The following is a 16,934-nucleotide window of genomic DNA, read 5'->3' as shown; positions in this document are numbered from 1 at the left end:
CGCCGGCGCGGGGTATGACCGTCAGAAGCCCGTCACGCCGTCGATCCGCTCCCGGAGCAGGTCCGCGTGCCCGTTGTGCCGGGCGTACTCCTCGATCATGTGGACATAGATCCAGCGGAGGTTGAACGGCTCGCCGCTGGTGTTGGTGCCGGCCGTCCGGTCGTCCAGGGTGCGCGACGCGGCCAGCTCCCGGGCTCGTGCGATCTCCGCCAGCCAGGCTCCGTGCGCCGCTTCCCAGGTGTCCTCGCCGGTCGGGTGGAACTCGCCGTCCGGGTCCTCCTTGCCGTAGTACAGCGGAGGGGCGTCCTCCGCGGCCAGGACCCGGCGGAACCAGTTCCGCTCGACGTCCGCCATGTGCCGTACGAGACCGAGCAGCGAGAGCTCCGACGGCGGGACGGACCTCTCCCGCAGCTGCTCGTCGCCGAGCCCGGCGCACTTCACGGCGAGGGTCTCCCGGTGGAAGTCGAGCCAGGCCTCCAGCATCTCGCGCTCGCCGGCAATGGTGGGGACCATGGTGCGTTCAGTCGTCGTCATGGCTCGATCCTCTGCCACGCGCGCCCGTCCCCGCCAGGGAATTCACTCACCGAGCAGCTCCGGAGCAGCTCGCCGGACCCTTTCACAGCTCGGCCGGCCCGCCACGGCCGTCGAGGACGCGATCGTGCTCGCCCACCACGCCGGCGGCGGTGCCGGCCCCGCCCCGGACATCGGCCGGGGTCTCGCCGCGTACACCCGTGAACCTACTCCTGCGCACCTTCGACGGCATCGCCGACCGGCAGTCGCCCCGGCCCACGTATGCTGCGGGGACGGCGCCGTCCCGCGCCGGCACGCGAGGGAGGCAAAGGTGAAGGTCGGCTGCATCGGGCTCGGGGACATCGCGCAGAAGGCGTACCTGCCGGTGCTCACCACCCGGGCGGACGTCGAACTGCATCTGCACACCCGGACCCCCGCCACCCTCGACCGGATCGCCGCGGCCCACCACATCCCCGGCGACCGCTGCCGCACCACCCTGGACTCGCTCCTCGACCGGGGTCTGGACGCCGCCTTCGTCCACGCGCCCACCCCCGTGCACCCCGAGATCGTGGCGCGGCTCCTGGAGGCCGGCGTGCCGACGTACGTCGACAAGCCGCTCGCTTACGAACTCGCGGACTCGCAGCGGCTGGTGGAACTGTCCGAGCGCACCGGGACGACGCTCGCCGTCGGCTTCAACCGCCGCTTCGCGCCCGCCTACGCCCAGTGCGCCGAGCACCCGCGCGAGCTGATCCTGATGCGCAAGAACCGGGTCGGTCTGCCCGAGGACCCGCGCACGCTCGTCCTCGACGATTTCATCCACGTCGTCGACACCCTGCGCTTCCTGCTGCCCGGCCCCGTGGAGCACACCGACGTACGGGCCAGGATCCGCGACGGGCTGATGCACCACGTCGTCCTCCAGCTCTCCGGCGACGGATTCACCGCCATCGGCATGATGAACCGGCTGAACGGCTCCACCGAGGAGATCCTCGAAGTCGCCGGACAGGACACCAAGCGCGAGGTGGTCAACCTCGCGGAAGTCATCGACCACAAGGGCCAGCCGACCGTGCGGCGGCGCGGCGACTGGGTGCCGGTGGCGCGACAGCGGGGCATCGAGCAGTCCGTCCTCGCCTTCCTCGACGCCGTGCGCGCCGGGAAGTTCCTCAGCGCTCAGGACGCGCTGCTGACCCATGAGCTGTGCGAGCGGGTGGTCCGGGAGTCCCTGACCCAGGCTTCCTGAGGTCAGCGGGCGGACCGGGACGCCGCAGCGCCCGCAGGCCCTCGGCCGCGCACAGCGCCGCGAGCACCGCCAGCGTGCCGTACACGGGCCAGTCCCCGAACCGGACGTACGGCGTCGTGCCCCGGGCCAGCGGGATCTCGTACACGGCAGCGGTGCCGGCGTCCGTGCCCAGCCGGTCGCCCAGCGGCTCGCCGTCCGGCCCGTACACCGCCGAGACGCCCGTGAGCGTGGCGTGCACCATCGGCCGGCCCGTCTCGGCCGCCCGCAGCGCCGCCAGCGAGGCGTGCTGCGCCGGCGCCCAGCTCTCCTGGAACGTCGAGGTCGCGGACTGCGCCACCAGCAGCTGCGCGCCACCGCGCACCAGCCGGCGGCTCATGTCGGGGAACGCCGACTCGAAGCAGACCAGCGGCCCCACCCGCAGCCCGGAGCCGGACGCCCCGTCCGCCAGCTCCAGCACCACCTGGCGGCTGCCGCGCCTGCGGTCCTCACCCGCCGCCTCGCCCACGGACGTCACCCAGCCGAGCAGCGCCCGCGCCGGGACGTACTCGCCGAAGGGGACCAGCCGCATCTTGTCGTAGCGGTCACCGGTGGGGCCGCCCGGACCCACCAGCACGCTGCTCTTGAATATCCCGGGCCGATCCGAGCGCCGCGCGTCCACATTGACCAGCACCTCGGCTCCCACGGCACGGGACACGGCGGCGACACGCGCCGCGAAGTCCGGCCGCGCCGCCAGGTCCACGCCGACGCTGCTCTCGCCCCAGACCACCAGATCGAGCCGCTGCCCGGCGAGCGCACCGGTCAGCTCCTCGCTGCGGGCGAAGCGCCGCTCCGCTCCGCCTAGCCCGTTGATGACACCGGGCTGGACGACGGCGACCCGCGCCACGTCGCCCGGCCGCTCCGGCCGTGGCGCCCACAGCCACACCGCCCCCGCGGCCATCGCACACGCGCAGACACCCGCCACGGCTGGCACCCGCGCCACCGGCACCGTCAGCAGCACGACCACCGCCGTGTTCACCGCGACCACCAGCAGGCTCACCAGCCACACCCCGCCCACCGAGGCGAGTCGCAGCGCGGGCTCCACCTGCCACTGGCTCGCCCCGAGCAGACCCCAGGGTCCGCCGAGCCCCTCCCAGGACCGCACGAGCTCCACCGTCAGCCAGCCCGACGGCACGACGGCGATCGCGGCGGTGGCGCGGGCCGCCGACGGCGTCCCGCCGAGCATGGCGCGCACCAGCCATCCCCAGGGGGCCCACAGCAGCCCGAGCAGCGCCGCCAGCAGCAGGATGAACACATGCAGGTTCGGCACCAGCCAGTGGTGCACGGCCAGCAGGAAACCGATGCCGCCGAGCCAGCCGTCCAGGACTGCGCGCCGCCCCGTCGCCGCCGTACGGATCAGCAGGAGCCACGGGACGAGCGCGGCGTACGCGAACCACCACAGCCCCGGGGCAGGGAAGGCCAGCGCGGGCAGCGCGCCCGCCGCGAGCGCGGCCGCGCCACGCCCCCACGGCGACGACAACAGCCTCGTGAGCCGCTCCCGCCGGCCCGCCGGAATCCGCATGCAGCGCCTCCCCGAGAGCAGTGTCCGATTCCAGTGTGAGGGAGCGACGCGGCGCGGGACAGAGCCCGTGCCGATCAACGGCGGGCGGGGGCTCAGCCGACCGCCGGGACGGGGAAGGCGGCGTGCCGCCACTTCTCCCGCACGGTCACCGACCGCAGCCGCCAGCCACCGTCCGTCCGCTCCAGCGCGAACGCGTACCTGCCGCCGCAGACGAAGTCCTCGCCCGACTCCAGCCGCATCGGGTTCACGTAGTCGGCCTGCGCGTCCGCCCCGTCGCCCGGGTAGCCGCCGAGATCCTGGAGGCGCACCCGCCGGTTGACGATGAGGTGCTGCCGCACCGGGAACAGCCGCATCGTCTCGGCGAGCCACTGCGCGACGTCCGCGGCGGGGCCCTCGATGCCGCCCGCGCCGCGGTAGTCGGCGCGGCCTTCCGGGGTGAAGAGGGCCCGGTAACCGGACCAGTCACCGTCGTCCACGGCCACCGCGTACCCGGTGATCACCTCGTCGATGGCCAGCCGGTCCATCACCGTCGCGAGATCCACGCGCTGCGTCATCGGCACAGTCTCGGGCAGCGGACGCGCCACGCCAAGAGCCCACGCAGGATCGGGCGCTCCGGGCGCCCGGGGCACGAGCGGCCCCCCGGCGGGACGGCAGGTGGCACGGCACGGACTACGGCAGCGGACACGGCAACGAGTACGGCAGCGGACACGGCACCGGCTACGGCAGCGGACACGGCAACGGGTACGGCAGCGGACACGGCCGGGGCCTCAGGACTTCTGCCGGGGGAGCGGCTCGCCCCTGCGGACCGCACCGGGCGCGCGGGGCGCCGGGTGGTCGGCGTGCGCGGACGAACTCAGCTGCCAGGGAACGCTGGTGACCATCACCCCGGGGGTGAAGAGCAGCCTGCTCTTCAGCCACAGCGCGGACTGGTTGTGCAGCACGTTCTCCCACCAGTGCCCGACGACGTACTCCGGGATGAAGACGGCGACCACATCGCGCGGGCTCTCGCGCCTGACCGAGCGGACGTAGGCCAGGACCGAACTGGTGATCTCCCGGTACGGGGAGTCCAGCACCTTCAGCGGTACGTCGATGCGGTAGTCGTCCCACTGCCGTTGGAGCGCCGCCGCTCCGTCGCGGTCGACGGCGACGGTGAGGGCCTCCAGCCGGTCCGGCCGGAGGGCGCGGGCGTAGGCGAGGGCGCGCAGCGTCGGCTTGTGCAGGGTGGAGACCAGGACGATCCCCAGGACCCGGGAGGGCGGAGCCAGTTCGCTGCGCGGGTCCGTGACCGCCAGTTCGGCCGAGGTGGCGTCGTAGTGGCGGCGGATGGCCCGCATCATCACCCACAGCACGACCGCGGCGAGCACCGCGAGCCAGGCGCCCTGCGTGAACTTGGTGATCAGCACGATGATCAGGACCAGGCAGGTGACGACCGCTCCGGTCGCGTTGATGACCCGGGCGGTCTGGTGGCGCCGGCGCACGGCCGGGTCCCGCTCGGCGCGCAGCTCCCGGTTCCAGTGCAGGACCATGCCGGTCTGGGAGAGCGTGAAGGAGGTGAACACGCCCAGGATGTAGAGGTGGATGAGGCTGGTGACGTTCGCCTTGTACGCCCACAGGAGCAGCCCGGCCACGACCGCGAGCGCCAGGATGCCGTTGGAGAACGCCAGCCGGTCGCCGCGGTTGTGCAACTGGCGCGGCAGATAGCGGTGGTGGGCGAGGATCGAGGCGAGCAGCGGGAAGCCGTTGAAGGCGGTGTTCGCCGCGAGGATCAGCACAAGCGCGGTGGCGGCCTGGATGTAGTAGAAGCCGACGCTGTGCTCGCCGCCGAAGACCGCGGCCGCCAGCTGCGCGATGACCGTGCGCTGGGTGTAGTCCTCGCAGTCGGGCAGCCCGGTCAGCTGGCAGGCGTCCGCGGCGATGTGCACCTTCGCGACGATCGCGAGCGTCGTGACGCCGACGAACATCGTCACGGCGATGATCCCCATCGCGGCCATGGTGGCGGCGGCGTTGCTCGACTTCGGTTTGCGGAAGGCCGGTACGCCGTTGGAGATCGCCTCGACTCCCGTCAGCGCCGTGCAACCGCTGGAGAAGGCCCGCAGCACCAGCAGCAGCAGCGCGAGGCCGACCAGGTTCGCGTCGGCCGGGACGGGCGCGATGCCGTACGCGGCCGTGGCGGCGACCGGCGGGTCGCCGAGCAGATAGCGGAGCAGCCCGGTCGCGCACATGATGAGCACGCCTGCGACGAACAGGTACGTCGGGGCCGCGAACGCCCGTCCCGACTCGCGCACCCCGCGCAGGTTCATCGCGGTGAGCAGACCCACGAAGAGGAGCGCCATGAGCACCCGGTACTCGGCCAGCGTGGGGAACGCCGAGATGATGTTGTCCACGCCTGACGCCACCGACACGGCCACGGTCATCACGTAGTCGACCAGCAGGGCCGAGGCGACCACGAGGCCGGCGGAGGGGCCCAGGTTGGTGGAGGCCACCTCGTAGGAGCCGCCGCCGCTCGGATAGGCGTGCACGACCTGACGGTACGAGAGCACGACCACGGTCATGAGGGCCACGACCGCGGTCGCGATCCAGGGCGTGAAGTGCAGATAGGCCAGCCCGCCGAGCGTGAGCACCAGCAGGATCTCCTGCGTCGCGTACGCGACCGAGGAGAGCGGGTCCGAGGCGAAGATGGGCAGCGCCAGCCGCTTGGGCAGCAGGGTCTCGCCCAGTTCCTCGCTGCGCAGTGCGCGCCCGATGACCAGCCGTTTCAGGAGCGCCGTGACGTTGAACACGGCGCGAGCGTATGCGGCGGACCCTGTTCGGCTCCGCCCCGCCGCGCCGTGCTGCCCCGTTCCCGCCCGGTCTGCCGCGCCTGCGTCAGCCGGCCGACTCGCCCGCGTGCGGGCTGAGGGTGTCCGTCCCGACGAGGATGAAGAGCAGGATGCCGAGGAGGATCCGGTAGATGACGAACGGCATGAAGCTCTTGGTCGTGATGAACTTCATGAACCAGGCGATCACGGCATATCCGACGCCGAAGGCGATGATCGTCGCGAAGATCGTCGGCCCCCAGGACACATGTCCCTCGCCCGCGTCCTTCAGTTCGAAGAGCCCGGAGGCGAGCACGGCCGGGATGGCGAGCAGGAAGGAGTAGCGGGCCGCCGCCTCGCGCGTGTAGCCCATCAGCAGACCGCCGCTGATCGTGGCGCCCGAGCGGGAGACGCCCGGGATCAGGGCCATCGCCTGGCAGAGGCCGTAGATCAGGCCGTCCCGGACGGACAGCTCCTTGAGCGACTTGCGCTCCTTGATCGCGCGGTGCTTGCCGCCGGTCTCGTCCCGGGCCGCGAGGCGGTCCGCGATGCCGAGCACGACGCCCATGACGATCAGCGTCGTGGCGATCAGGCGCAGATCGCGGAAGGGGCCCTCGATCTGGTCCTTGAGCGTGATGCCCAGCACGCCGATCGGGATCGAGCCGACGATCACCAGCCAGCCCATCTGCGCGTCGTGGTCACCGCGCATCGACTTGTCCGTGAGGGAGCGGAACCAGGCGGAGACGATCCGTGCGATGTCCTTGCGGAAGTAGATCAGTACGGCGGTCTCCGTGCCGATCTGGGTGATCGCGGTGAAGGCGGCCCCCGGGTCGTGCCAGCCGGCGAACGCCGCCGTCAGGCGCAGATGCGCGCTGGACGAGATGGGCAGGAATTCCGTCAGCCCCTGGACGAGCCCGAGGATGAATGATTCGAACCACGACATGAAAGCTAAGCCATCCAAGTGCTGGTCAGGTCGGAACGTACGGGACGGGCCGCGATCTTGCGTCCGCCGCGTGGCAGCGTAGCGTCCGCGGTTTTCCGTTGCTCCGGCGGGCCGTTGTCAACGGGCCGCGCGGGCCCGGCGCGGACCTCCGCCCCTCGTCCCGGCAGCGCGGCTCCGCCGTCACCTGGGTCTGGCAGCGCCGCGCAGGCGGTGGCGTTTGCGCCAGGCCACGAACACCCCGACCAGGCCGGACAGCACGATGAAGCCCGTCGCCGCGAGGAACACCGGCGATGTCGGAGACGCGGCGGTGCTCCCCGCGATCACGTACGCCGCCGTGTTCGGCACCACCCCGATCCCCGTCGCCAGCAGGAAGGGCGCGTACCGCATCTGCGACAGCGCCCCGCAGTAGTTGGCCGCCGCGAACGGGATCCCGGGGAAGAGGCGCAGCGCGAGCATGGAGCGGAAGCCGTGCCGGCTCAGCAGGCCGTCGGCCGCCTTCAGCCACCGTCCGCGCAGCAGCGGGCGGAGCGCGTCCTGGCCGAGCACCCGGACGAGGACGAACGAGATGCCGGCGCCGATCACCGTCCCGGCGACCGCGGCGGTGAGCCCCGCCGCGGATCCGAAGAGCGCGCCCGCGGCCATGCTCATCAGCGGCCGCGGCACGAACGCCGCCGAGCACACGCCGTACGCGACGGCGAAGACGACCACCGCCACGCCGCCGCTCACCTGGGGCGGCCAGCCCGAGGCGAGCATCCGGTGGGGTTCGTACAGCACCATCGAGCCCGCCCCGGCTGCCAGCAGCAGCACAAGCAGTGCCAGCCGGGCCCACGGTGAGAGCAGGGCGCGGCCGCAGCGCAGAGCGAGGCCGCCGCGCGGCCCGGGGACGGGTTCGAGCATCCCGGGAGACTAACCGACGAATCCGAACGTCCGCCGTAATCTGGGCCTCATGCCGATGACGCGCTCCGGGACAGCATCCACCGCGCCCCCGGCGACCCCCCACAGCGCCCTCGCCGACACCGTGATGGAGCGGCTCACCAGCGCGTACGCCGCCGCGGCCGACCCGGTGCGCGCCGCCGAGGCCGCCGCGTACATGAAGGACGTCGCGCCGTTCCTCGGCATCCGCACACCCGAACGACGCGTGCTGTCCCGCACGGTCCTCCAGGGCACCGCCCGCCCCGGTGAGACCGACTGCGCGGCGGTCGCCCTGCGCTGCTGGCAGCTGCCCGAGCGCGAGTACCACTACTTCGCCGTCGACTATCTGCGGCGCCACACCGGACGCTGCTCCTCCGGCTTCCTGCCGGTCGTACGCCGCCTCGTCACCACCGTCTCCTGGTGGGACACCGTCGACGCGCTCGCCGCGCACGTCGTCGGCGGACTCGTCGCCGCCGATCCCGCGCTCGTCCCCGTCATGGACGAGTGGATCGAGGACGACGACCTGTGGGTCGCGCGCTCCGCACTGCTCCACCAGCTCCGCTACAAGCAGGCCACCGACGCGGAGCGGCTCTTCCGCCACTGCCTGCGCCAGGCCCCCCATCCCGACTTCTTCATCCGCAAGGCGATCGGCTGGAGCCTGCGCGAGTACGCGAAGACCGACCCGGACGCCGTACGGGACTTCGTCGACGGCGCCCGCGACCGGCTCGCACCGCTCTCCGTGCGGGAAGCGCTCAAGAACCTGTGACCGTCGCGGCCCGCGACCACCGAGGGGCGGAAAACCATTCGACGCGGCCCCGTTCGGGCGGCGACCATCGACGCATGTTCCGGCACGCCTTCCCCGCAGCGCCGTCCGCAGTCGCGGACGCGCCGAAGGCTGCCGTCCTCCTCACGGATGCTGCTGCGGCGCCCCTCGACGGCGCCCGAAGCTGACCCTCCCCGGATTGTCCGGCGGACCCCGCAGGGGGAGGGTCGGTCCGGCTCAGGGGTCCCCCTCCGCAGGGAGTTCACACGTCGAGTTCCGGGAAGGAACCGCGTCAGCCATGCCCAAGACGGCATACGTGCGCACCAAGCCGCACCTCAACATCGGCACCATGGGCCACGTCGACCACGGCAAGACCACCCTCACCGCCGCCATCACCAAGGTCCTCAGCGAGCGCGGCAGCGGCACCTTCGTGCCGTTCGACCGCATCGACCGCGCGCCGGAGGAGGCCGCCCGCGGCATCACCATCAACATCGCGCACGTCGAGTACGAGACGGGCACCCGCCACTACGCGCACGTCGACATGCCCGGCCACGCCGACTACGTCAAGAACATGGTCACCGGCGCCGCGCAGCTCGACGGGGCGATCCTCGTCGTCTCCGCGCTCGACGGGATCATGCCGCAGACCGCCGAGCACGTCCTGCTGGCCCGTCAGGTCGGCGTCGACCACATCGTGGTCGCCCTGAACAAGGCCGACGCCGTCGACGACGGTGAGGACGCCGTGCTCACCGACCTCGTCGAGCTGGAGGTCCGCGAGCTGCTCACCGCGCACGGCTACGGCGGCGACGCGGCGCCCGTCGTCCGGGTCTCCGGGCTCAAGGCCCTGGAGGGCGACCCTCGGTGGACGTCCTCGATCGAGGCGCTGCTCGACGCGGTGGACACCTATGTGCCGATGCCGGTGCGATACACGGACGCGCCGTTCCTGCTGCCGGTGGAGAACGTGCTCACCATCACCGGCCGCGGCACGGTCGTCACCGGCGCCGTCGAGCGCGGCACCGTGCGCGTCGGCGACCGGGTGGAGGTGCTCGGCGCCGATGTGACGACCGTGGTCACCGGCCTGGAGACCTTCGGCAAGCCGATGGACTCCGCCGAGGCCGGGGACAACGTGGCGCTGCTGCTGCGCGGTGTGCCGCGCGACGGCGTGCGCCGGGGGCAGGTCGTCGCGGCGCCGGGCAGCGTCACGCCGAGCCGCCGCTTCACCGCCCAGGTGTATGTGCTGTCCACCCGCGAGGGCGGCCGGTCGACGCCGATCGGCACCGGCTACCGGCCGCAGTTCTACATCCGGACTGCCGATGTCGTCGGGGACGTCGACCTCGGAGGGGCGGTGGTCGCCCGACCGGGTGACACGGTCACGATGACCGTCGAACTCGGCCGCGACATGCCGCTGGAGCCCGGGCTCGGCTTCGCCATCCGCGAGGGCGGGCGCACGGTCGGCGCCGGAACGGTGAACGAGTTGCTCTGAGCATCGCACCACGGGTCCGCCTCTTGCACGCGTGCGGGGGGCGGGCCCGACCCGTACACGTCACACTGCTGCCATGGCGGACAAGGACGACGCGAAACGGAACCGGACGGCACTGGTCCTCGGCGGGGGCGGTCTTGCCGGGATCGGCTGGGAGATCGGTGTGCTGCACGGGCTCGCCCGGGCCGGCGCCGATCCGTCCGGCGCGGATCTGATCGTCGGTACGTCGGCGGGCTCGGTCGTCGGCGTACAGCTCACCTCCGGGCGGGTCGGCCTGCCCGAGCTGTACGAACGTCAGCTCGCGGACCCCGAGGGGGAGGTGCCTGCGGGCATGGGGCCGGGCGTGCTGGCCCGCTATCTCTGGGGTGTGGTGCGGGCCCGCGACACCCAGGCGTACGGGGCGAGGATGGGCCGCCTCGCGCTGTCGACGCCCACCGAGCCGGAGGAGGTGCGGCGCGCCGTGTTCGCCGAGCGGCTGCTCGCGCACGAGTGGCCGCGGGCACGTCGGCTCGTCGTCACCGCGGTGGACGCGCTCACCGGCGAGTTCCGGGCCTTCGACCGGGAGAGCGGGGTGGAGCTGATCGACGCGGTCGGCGCGAGCTGCGCCGTGCCCGGCGTGTGGCCGCCCGTCACCATCGACGGGCGGCGCTTCATCGACGGCGGGGTGCGGTCCTCCACCAACGCGGACCTCGCGCTCGGTTACGGCACGGTCGTGGTCGTCGCGCCCATCGCGGTCGGCGGCGGGCCCGTGCTCTCGGCCCGGACCCTGGTCGCGCGGCTGACCGCGTCCGGGTCCCGCGTCGTCCTGATCACCCCGGACCGCGCGGCACGAAGGGCCTTCGGCCGCAACGTCCTGGACCCCTCCCGGCGCGCTCCCTCGGCCCGGGCCGGCCTCGCCCAGGCCCCGCTCCACGCGCCCGAGGTCCGCGCGATCTGGCCGGCCTGACGGCGCCGGTGGCCCGGCCCTGGCCCGGGCCCGGCGGTGCGGGGGCCGGGGAGGCCATCGCACGGGCGGGGCGCAGAATGGGCGGGTGGACAAGCGCATACCCGTCAGTCGCGAGGTCGATCACGGCGCCGCCAGGCTCATGCCCGACATCGACCGGGCGCAGGGGTGGCTGCTGACCGTGGACGGGGCGCCGCAGTCGTACGTCGATCTGGACGATCCGACGCACCTGGAGTTCGAGTACGCGGCGCGGCTCGGGCACGTGCTCGACTGCGTGGCCGAGGAGGGCGCCCCCCTCGACGTGCTGCACCTCGGCGGCGGGGCGCTCACCATGCCCCGGTACGTGGCGGCGACCCGTCCCGGCTCACGGCAGGACGTCGTGGAGGCGGACCACGGGCTGCTCGCGCTGGTGGCGGAGCGGTTGCCGCTGCCGCCCGGGGCGGGGATCGCGGTGCACGGCGCCGATGCCCGGCGCTGGCTGGAGCAGGCCACGCCCGGCTCGGCCGATGTGCTGATCGCGGATGTGTTCGGGGGGTCTCGGGTGCCCGCGCACCTCACGTCGCGCGAGTACGCGCGGGCCGCCGAGCGGGTCCTGCGCCCCGGCGGTGTCTACGCCGCCAACCTCGCCGACGGCGCCCCCTTCGCGTTCCTCCGCTCCCAGCTGGCCACCTTCGCCGAGCAGTTCGAGGAGCTCGCGCTCATCGCCGAGCCCGCGGTGCTGCGCGGCCGGCGCTTCGGCAACGCCGTACTGCTCGCCTCGCACGCCGCGATCGACACCTCGGCTCTCGCACGCCGCACCGCCGCCGACGCCTTCCCCGCCCGCGTCGAGCACGGCCGCCCACTGCGCCGCCTCATCGGGGACGCACAGCCGGTGCGGGACGCGGACGCCGTGGCGTCACCCGAGCCGCCCGACGGCGCCTTCGGTATCGGCTGAGCCGGCCGCCAGCGCCGCGGCGGCCTCGTGCCCGGTCACGCGCTTCGTCTCCGTGCGCCTGGTCAGATTCCGTACGTCCGGCACCAGCAGCACCAGCGCCGTCACCAGGACGATCAGCGCCGCGCAGCCCCACAGCGCCTGCTCCCTGCCGAACAGGCTCTCCGCAGGCCCGGCGAGCGCCGTGGAGAGCGGCAGCATCGCCGTGGAGCCGAACCAGTCGTACGCGGAGACACGGGACAGTTTCTCCTCCGGGATCTCCTGGTGCAGCGTGGTCATCCACGCGACACCGAACACCTCGATCGCGACCCCGCTGAGGAACATCATCACGGTCAGCGGAGCGAAGGACAGCGGTACGGCGAGCGCCGCCGACGGCAGCGCCAGCGGGAACACGCACAAGGTGCCGACGAGCAGCATCCGCCGCGGCTTCCAGCGCATCATCAGCAGCGCCCCGCCGAGCGTGCCCGCGCCGAACGCCGCGAGCGCCAGGCCCCATGGGCGCGCCCCGCCCAGCGACTCCTCGGCGACCAGCGGTCCGTACACGGAATCGGCCGCGCCGACCACGGCGACCACCACCGAGAACTGGGCGACGATCGACCACAGCCACGGCCGGCCGATGACCTCCTGCCAGCCGTCGCGCAGGTCCGCGAGAAGGCCGCCGCCCGGGGCGCGCTCGGGGATGTGGCCGACGTCGAGGAAGGCGCGCAGGGCACCCGCGACCGCGAAGGCGGCGGCGTCGATCGCGAGCACCCAGCCCGGCCCGATTGCGGCGATCATCGCGCCGCCGAGCGCGGCCCCCCCGATCCCGGCGCCGTGCATCGCCATCCGGAAGAGCGCGAAGGCCCGGCTGACCTGCTCGCCGCTGACGCTGGACATCAGCATGCCCTCGGCGGCCGGGTTGAAGAACGCCTGCCCGGTGCCGCAGAGGGCGGTGAGCACCATCATCTGCCACAGCTGCGGGTCCCCGGCGAGCACCAGTACGGCGAAGGCGGCCTGTGAGACGCAGTTGAGGGCGTTGGCGGCGACCATCACCCGGTGCCGCGGCAGCCGGTCGGCGATCGCCCCGCCGATCAGCAGGAACAGCACGAGCGGAAGGGTCCGCGCCGCCGCGACGAGCCCCACGTCGCCACCGTCCCCGCCGGACTCCAGCACGGCGAACGCCGCCGCGATCAGCGCACCGTGCGTGCCCAGGTTGGTGACGATCGCGGAGGCGGTCAGCAGCGTGTAGTTGCGCCCCGCCCACTCGGGGCGGTGCGGGCGGCGCGGGCGGAGCGAGCCGTGCTTCGTACGGCGTCCGGGGGAGGCGGCGGGACTGTTCACCCGGGGACTATCGCTGCCGCCACCCCTTCCTGCCAAACCGAATACGCGTCAGTTCTCTGGGATCTCCGCCAGCCGCACCGTGCTGAGGATCTGCTGGATGGTCGTGTCCGGCAGCTCGTCCGGCACGCCCTTGCGGGTGTAGAGCACCCAGGTGGCGAAGTCGTTCTTCGCGTTCTTGAACGTGAAGGCGATCGACTTGCCGTCGGTGTCGCACTTGCCGAGCTTCTTGATGTTGGTCGCGGTCGCCACGGCGACATGGCCCGACAAGCCGGACTTGGTGGTGTACGGCTTGGCCGGCGGGTAGGTGATCTTCTTCTTGTCGTCGTTCTGGGCGTACGCGGCCCAGACCCAGGTGGCGGCCTCGCTGCGGGCGGTGGAGGCCGTGTCCTTCGCGCCCTGGCCGCCCTTGGTGCCGGTGCCGCCGAGCGAGTGCTCGTCCTGCCGGCCGTCCTTGTCCGTGTCGTCCAGGCACCACTTGGACTTCAGGAAGGCGGGCGCGGTGAACATCACCACCGGCGAGCCGTCGCCCTTCTTGTCGTCCTCGAACCCGGCGGCCGTGTCGGTCGAGCTCAGCTCCCACTCCGGCGGCACCTCGAACTGCGTGCCGTGCTTGGGGTTGGTGACGACCTTCCAGCCGGGGATGGTCGCCTGCGCCGACCCCGAACCGTCGCGCGGATTGTCGGTCGGCGACGGGGCGGTCCCGGACGAACTCCCGGTCGGGGCGGGGTTCTTGTCGTCCGCCTGGGGCGACTTCCTGTCGTCGTCCTTCAGCACCACGACGCCGGTGATGACGGCGGCGGCGGCGACGGCCAGGGCCGCGACGACCGCGACGACGGCGGTCTTCTTCCGGTCCGACGACGGGCCGGGGCCACCCGGCTGCGGCGGTCCCGGCACCGAGTACTGCGGCGCGGTCTGCTGGTACGGGTTCACGTTCGGGTTCTGGTCCGGCTGCGGGTAACCCGGCTGCGCCTGCGGGTATCCGGGCTGCTGCTGGTATCCCGGCTGCGGCTGCTGATACCCGGGCTGCTGCTGGTATCCCGGCTGCGCGTACGGATTCGGCTGCTGGTACCCCGGCTGCGTGTACGGGTTCTGGTTCTGGTCCTGCGGGTTCTGCTCGCCCCCGGGCGGCTGCTGTCCTGGCCACATGGCCAGTAACCATAGAGGTGCCCGGCCCCGGTTGCCATGTCCACCCCCAAGGGATGGCCAAAGTCATTACCGACGGGTAACATCCGGGCGCATGACCGCAGATCAGAAGTCCGTCGGCGAGCTGCTCGCCGCCACGGTCCCCATGGCCAGGACCCTCAACCTCACGTTCGATGAGACCACCGCCGAGCGTGCCGTGGTCCGCCTCCCGGACCAGGCCGACTACCACAACCACGTCGGCGGACCGCACGCCGGAGCGATGTTCACGCTCGCCGAGTCCGCGAGCGGCGCGATCGTGCTCGCCGCCTTCGGCGACCAGCTGGGCCGGGCCGTGCCGCTCGCCGTCAAGGCCGAGATCGGCTACAGGAAGCTCGCGATGGGCGAGGTCACCGCCACCGCCACGCTCGGCCGCCCCGCCGCCGACGTCGTCGCGGAGCTGGACGCGGGCGAGCGCCCCGAGTTCCCCGTGAACGTCGCGATCACCCGCGCGGACGGCGCCGTGACCGGCGAGATGAGCATCGTCTGGACGCTGCGGCCCAACGGCTGAGCGGACGGGACCTCCGGGCGCCGCGCCGCGCCGGGCCCGGGTCGCGGGGCCGGCCGCGCGAGCGAGCCCGGGCGGGACCGCTCGCGCGACCAGGTAGGCTGCCCGGCGTGCGCCACAGGGCGCACGCCGGGCAGCTCGCGCGCACGCGGACGCCGGCGCGATCCGCACGAAGGGCCGGCCCGGCGACCGGGGCCCGGCCGACGACCACGGAGGAACCGGCGTTGCACGTCCAGGAGTGGCTCGAGACCGTTCCCGCGGTCAGCATCTACCTCCTGGTGGGGGTGGTCATCGGCCTCGAAAGCCTCGGCATCCCGCTGCCGGGCGAGATCGTCCTCGTCAGTTCCGCGCTCCTCGCCTCCCAGCACGGCGACATCGACCCCTGGGTGCTGGGCATCTGCGCCACCGCCGGCGCGATCATCGGCGACTCGATCGGCTACGCCATCGGACGCAAGGGCGGACGGCCGCTGCTCACCTGGTGCGGCGGGAAGTTCCCCAAGCACTTCAGCGAGGCCAACATCGCGATGGCCGAGCGGTCGTTCGAGAAGTGGGGCATGTGGGCCGTCTTCTTCGGCCGGTTCGTCGCCCTGCTGCGGATCTTCGCCGGGCCGCTCGCCGGTGTCCTGCGCATGCCGTACTGGAAGTTCCTCATCGCCAACGTCTTCGGCGGCATCCTCTGGGCGGGCGGCACGACCGCCGTCGTCTACTCGCTCGGCGTCGTCGCCGAGGCATGGCTCAAGCGCTTCTCCTGGCTCGGTCTGGTCATCGCCGTGCTGATCGGGATCACGTCGATGCTCGTCATCAAGAACCGCGCCAAGAAGGCCGCGGCGCGCGCCGGGAGCGAGCCGGACGGCGCCCCCGTCGCAACCGCCGACGAAGCATCGCCTACGGTGCACGCGGGCGCGGCGCGGAATTGACGCCGTGGCGGCCTGAAGACCTGGCGGCCTGAAGACCTGGCGGCCTGAATACGTGACGGCCTGAAGACGTGGCGATGTGACGAGGAGTCGGCGATGGCAGAGGGCGAGCGGGCACTGGTCTCGGGGATCGGCGGGAAGGAGCCGCAGATCGCTCCCGAGGCGTTCACCGCACCCACCTCCGTCGTGGTCGGCGACGTCACGATCGGCCCGGGCGCGAGTGTCTGGTACCACGCGGTGCTGCGCGCCGACTTCGGCCCGATCGTCCTCGGCGCCGACAGCAACATCCAGGACAACTGCACCGTGCACGTCGACCCCGGCTTCCCGGTGACCGTCGGTGCCCGGGTCTCGGTCGGCCACAACGCCGTGCTGCACGGCTGCACGGTCGAGGACGACGTCCTGGTCGGCATGGGCGCCACCGTCCTGAACGGCGCCCACATCGGCGCGGGCTCGCTGATCGCGGCGCAGGCGCTCGTCCCGCAGGGGATGCGGGTGCCGCCCGGCTCGCTGGTCGCGGGCGTACCCGCCAAGGTCAAGCGCGAGCTGACCGACGAGGAGCGCGAGGGCATCAAGCTCAACGCCGCCATGTACCTGGAGCTGGCGAAGGAGCACCGGGCGGCGCACGGCGGCTGACCGGAGCCCACCCGGGTGTGCGCCCACCGTCACCGATTGCGGACGCTGGGTGATGTGCGCAAGGTGGATACGCCAGTCCACCCCCCACAGTGAAGGGACCACCCTCATGGCGAAGGCAAAGGCCAAGGCGAAGCAGGCCAAGGGTCAGATGAAGGAAACCGCCGGCAAGGCGACGGGCGACAAGCGCATGCAGGCCGAGGGCCGCGGCGAGCAGATGACGGGCAAGGCCCAGGAGGCCATGGAGAACGCCGCCGAGCGGACGAAGCGGCAGGGCCGGTAACCACCCGGTCCTCACCCGTACGGCCGAGGCG

The 16,934-nt window shown here is 72.7% G+C and carries 18 protein-coding genes; 9 read left to right on the top strand and 9 right to left on the bottom strand.

What is annotated here, in order from left to right; translation table 11 throughout:
* Positions 1-21 precede the first annotated feature (21 nt).
* Both KK483_RS03520 and KK483_RS03515 read right to left on the bottom strand, forming a co-directional pair.
* Complete coding sequence (locus KK483_RS03520; protein WP_262003629.1) at positions 22-534, bottom strand: DinB family protein; 513 nt, start codon at positions 532-534, stop codon at positions 22-24.
* An 82-nt stretch (positions 535-616) separates the two neighbouring features.
* Positions 617-751, bottom strand: a complete 135-nt coding sequence (locus KK483_RS03515; RefSeq protein WP_262003628.1) for a hypothetical protein — start codon at positions 749-751, stop codon at positions 617-619.
* Positions 752-841: 90 nt separating this feature from the next.
* On the opposite strand from KK483_RS03515, the gene KK483_RS03510 reads away from it, so the two are divergent.
* The gene (locus KK483_RS03510; protein ID WP_262003626.1) at positions 842-1,747 is read left to right on the top strand and encodes a Gfo/Idh/MocA family protein; all 906 of its coding nucleotides are present in this window, start codon (positions 842-844) and stop codon (positions 1,745-1,747) included.
* Here the strand turns inward: KK483_RS03510 and lnt are convergent.
* The 5 genes from lnt to KK483_RS03485 form a co-directional block, all read right to left on the bottom strand.
* Complete coding sequence (lnt, locus tag KK483_RS03505) at positions 1,671-3,305, bottom strand: apolipoprotein N-acyltransferase (protein ID WP_262003625.1); 1,635 nt, start codon at positions 3,303-3,305, stop codon at positions 1,671-1,673. The genes KK483_RS03510 and lnt overlap by 77 nt on opposite strands.
* Before the next feature lie 92 nt (positions 3,306-3,397).
* Positions 3,398-3,859 carry a nuclear transport factor 2 family protein gene (locus tag KK483_RS03500; protein WP_262003623.1) on the bottom strand — a complete coding sequence of 154 codons (462 nt, stop codon included), beginning with the start codon at positions 3,857-3,859 and terminating at the stop codon, positions 3,398-3,400.
* Positions 3,860-4,072: 213 nt separating this feature from the next.
* On the bottom strand, positions 4,073-6,085 hold the full coding sequence (locus KK483_RS03495; RefSeq protein ID WP_262003621.1) for an APC family permease: 2,013 nt from the start codon (positions 6,083-6,085) through the stop codon (positions 4,073-4,075).
* An 85-nt stretch (positions 6,086-6,170) separates the two neighbouring features.
* Positions 6,171-7,043, bottom strand: coding sequence for an undecaprenyl-diphosphate phosphatase (locus tag KK483_RS03490; protein ID WP_262003620.1), 873 nt, complete (start codon positions 7,041-7,043; stop codon positions 6,171-6,173).
* Between the two features lie 180 nt (positions 7,044-7,223).
* On the bottom strand, positions 7,224-7,940 hold the full coding sequence (locus KK483_RS03485) for a TVP38/TMEM64 family protein (protein WP_262003619.1): 717 nt from the start codon (positions 7,938-7,940) through the stop codon (positions 7,224-7,226).
* 49 nt (positions 7,941-7,989) lie between these two features.
* Here KK483_RS03485 and KK483_RS03480 point away from each other — a divergent pair, with 49 nt between their 5' ends.
* The 4 genes from KK483_RS03480 (at position 7,990) to KK483_RS03465 (ending at position 12,072) form a co-directional block, all read left to right on the top strand.
* A complete protein-coding gene (locus KK483_RS03480) occupies positions 7,990-8,721 on the top strand; it encodes a DNA alkylation repair protein (protein ID WP_262003617.1) in 732 nt (243 codons plus the stop codon).
* Positions 8,722-9,016: 295 nt separating this feature from the next.
* A complete protein-coding gene (tuf, locus tag KK483_RS03475) occupies positions 9,017-10,198 on the top strand; it encodes an elongation factor Tu (RefSeq protein WP_262003616.1) in 1,182 nt (393 codons plus the stop codon).
* Between the two features lie 73 nt (positions 10,199-10,271).
* Positions 10,272-11,141, top strand: coding sequence for a patatin-like phospholipase family protein (locus tag KK483_RS03470; RefSeq protein WP_262003615.1), 870 nt, complete (start codon positions 10,272-10,274; stop codon positions 11,139-11,141).
* Positions 11,142-11,226: 85 nt separating this feature from the next.
* Positions 11,227-12,072, top strand: coding sequence for a spermidine synthase (locus KK483_RS03465; RefSeq protein WP_262003613.1), 846 nt, complete (start codon positions 11,227-11,229; stop codon positions 12,070-12,072).
* Here KK483_RS03465 and KK483_RS03460 read toward each other — a convergent pair.
* A complete protein-coding gene (locus KK483_RS03460; protein WP_399013198.1) occupies positions 12,034-13,389 on the bottom strand; it encodes an MFS transporter in 1,356 nt (451 codons plus the stop codon). The genes KK483_RS03465 and KK483_RS03460 overlap by 39 nt on opposite strands.
* A 48-nt stretch (positions 13,390-13,437) precedes the next feature.
* Positions 13,438-14,535 (bottom strand): hypothetical protein, encoded by a 1,098-nt coding sequence (locus KK483_RS03455; protein ID WP_262003611.1) that lies wholly within the window; start codon positions 14,533-14,535, stop codon positions 13,438-13,440.
* A 91-nt stretch (positions 14,536-14,626) separates the two neighbouring features.
* Between KK483_RS03455 and KK483_RS03450 the strand changes: the two genes are divergently transcribed.
* The 4 genes from KK483_RS03450 (at position 14,627) to KK483_RS03435 (ending at position 16,903) form a co-directional block, all read left to right on the top strand.
* Complete coding sequence (locus tag KK483_RS03450) at positions 14,627-15,079, top strand: DUF4442 domain-containing protein (protein WP_262003610.1); 453 nt, start codon at positions 14,627-14,629, stop codon at positions 15,077-15,079.
* Positions 15,080-15,300: 221 nt separating this feature from the next.
* The gene (locus KK483_RS03445) at positions 15,301-15,993 is read left to right on the top strand and encodes a DedA family protein (RefSeq protein ID WP_262003608.1); all 693 of its coding nucleotides are present in this window, start codon (positions 15,301-15,303) and stop codon (positions 15,991-15,993) included.
* Between the two features lie 93 nt (positions 15,994-16,086).
* On the top strand, positions 16,087-16,623 hold the full coding sequence (locus KK483_RS03440; protein ID WP_262003607.1) for a gamma carbonic anhydrase family protein: 537 nt from the start codon (positions 16,087-16,089) through the stop codon (positions 16,621-16,623).
* Positions 16,624-16,729: 106 nt separating this feature from the next.
* On the top strand, positions 16,730-16,903 hold the full coding sequence (locus KK483_RS03435) for a CsbD family protein (RefSeq protein WP_262003606.1): 174 nt from the start codon (positions 16,730-16,732) through the stop codon (positions 16,901-16,903).
* Positions 16,904-16,934 lie beyond the last annotated feature (31 nt).

Source organism: Streptomyces sp. FIT100 (assembly GCF_024584805.1).
Classification (GTDB): Bacteria; Actinomycetota; Actinomycetes; order Streptomycetales; family Streptomycetaceae; genus Streptomyces.
This window is presented reverse-complemented; position numbering and strand designations above follow the sequence as displayed.

What these genes read in the sequence shown, in the direction of transcription:
- KK483_RS03520 (WP_262003629.1), bottom strand. Translation starts at nt 534, where the DNA reads ATGACGACGACTGAACGCACCATGGTCCCCACCATTGCCGGCGAGCGC.
- lnt (WP_262003625.1), bottom strand. Translation starts at nt 3,305, where the DNA reads ATGCGGATTCCGGCGGGCCGGCGGGAGCGGCTCACGAGGCTGTTGTCG.
- KK483_RS03500 (WP_262003623.1), bottom strand. Translation starts at nt 3,859, where the DNA reads ATGACGCAGCGCGTGGATCTCGCGACGGTGATGGACCGGCTGGCCATC.
- KK483_RS03490 (WP_262003620.1), bottom strand. Translation starts at nt 7,043, where the DNA reads ATGTCGTGGTTCGAATCATTCATCCTCGGGCTCGTCCAGGGGCTGACG.
- KK483_RS03485 (WP_262003619.1), bottom strand. Translation starts at nt 7,940, where the DNA reads ATGCTCGAACCCGTCCCCGGGCCGCGCGGCGGCCTCGCTCTGCGCTGC.
- KK483_RS03480 (WP_262003617.1), top strand. Translation starts at nt 7,990, where the DNA reads ATGCCGATGACGCGCTCCGGGACAGCATCCACCGCGCCCCCGGCGACC.
- tuf (WP_262003616.1), top strand. Translation starts at nt 9,017, where the DNA reads ATGCCCAAGACGGCATACGTGCGCACCAAGCCGCACCTCAACATCGGC.
- KK483_RS03470 (WP_262003615.1), top strand. Translation starts at nt 10,272, where the DNA reads ATGGCGGACAAGGACGACGCGAAACGGAACCGGACGGCACTGGTCCTC.
- KK483_RS03455 (WP_262003611.1), bottom strand. Translation starts at nt 14,535, where the DNA reads ATGTGGCCAGGACAGCAGCCGCCCGGGGGCGAGCAGAACCCGCAGGAC.
- KK483_RS03450 (WP_262003610.1), top strand. Translation starts at nt 14,627, where the DNA reads ATGACCGCAGATCAGAAGTCCGTCGGCGAGCTGCTCGCCGCCACGGTC.
- KK483_RS03440 (WP_262003607.1), top strand. Translation starts at nt 16,087, where the DNA reads ATGGCAGAGGGCGAGCGGGCACTGGTCTCGGGGATCGGCGGGAAGGAG.
- KK483_RS03435 (WP_262003606.1), top strand. Translation starts at nt 16,730, where the DNA reads ATGGCGAAGGCAAAGGCCAAGGCGAAGCAGGCCAAGGGTCAGATGAAG.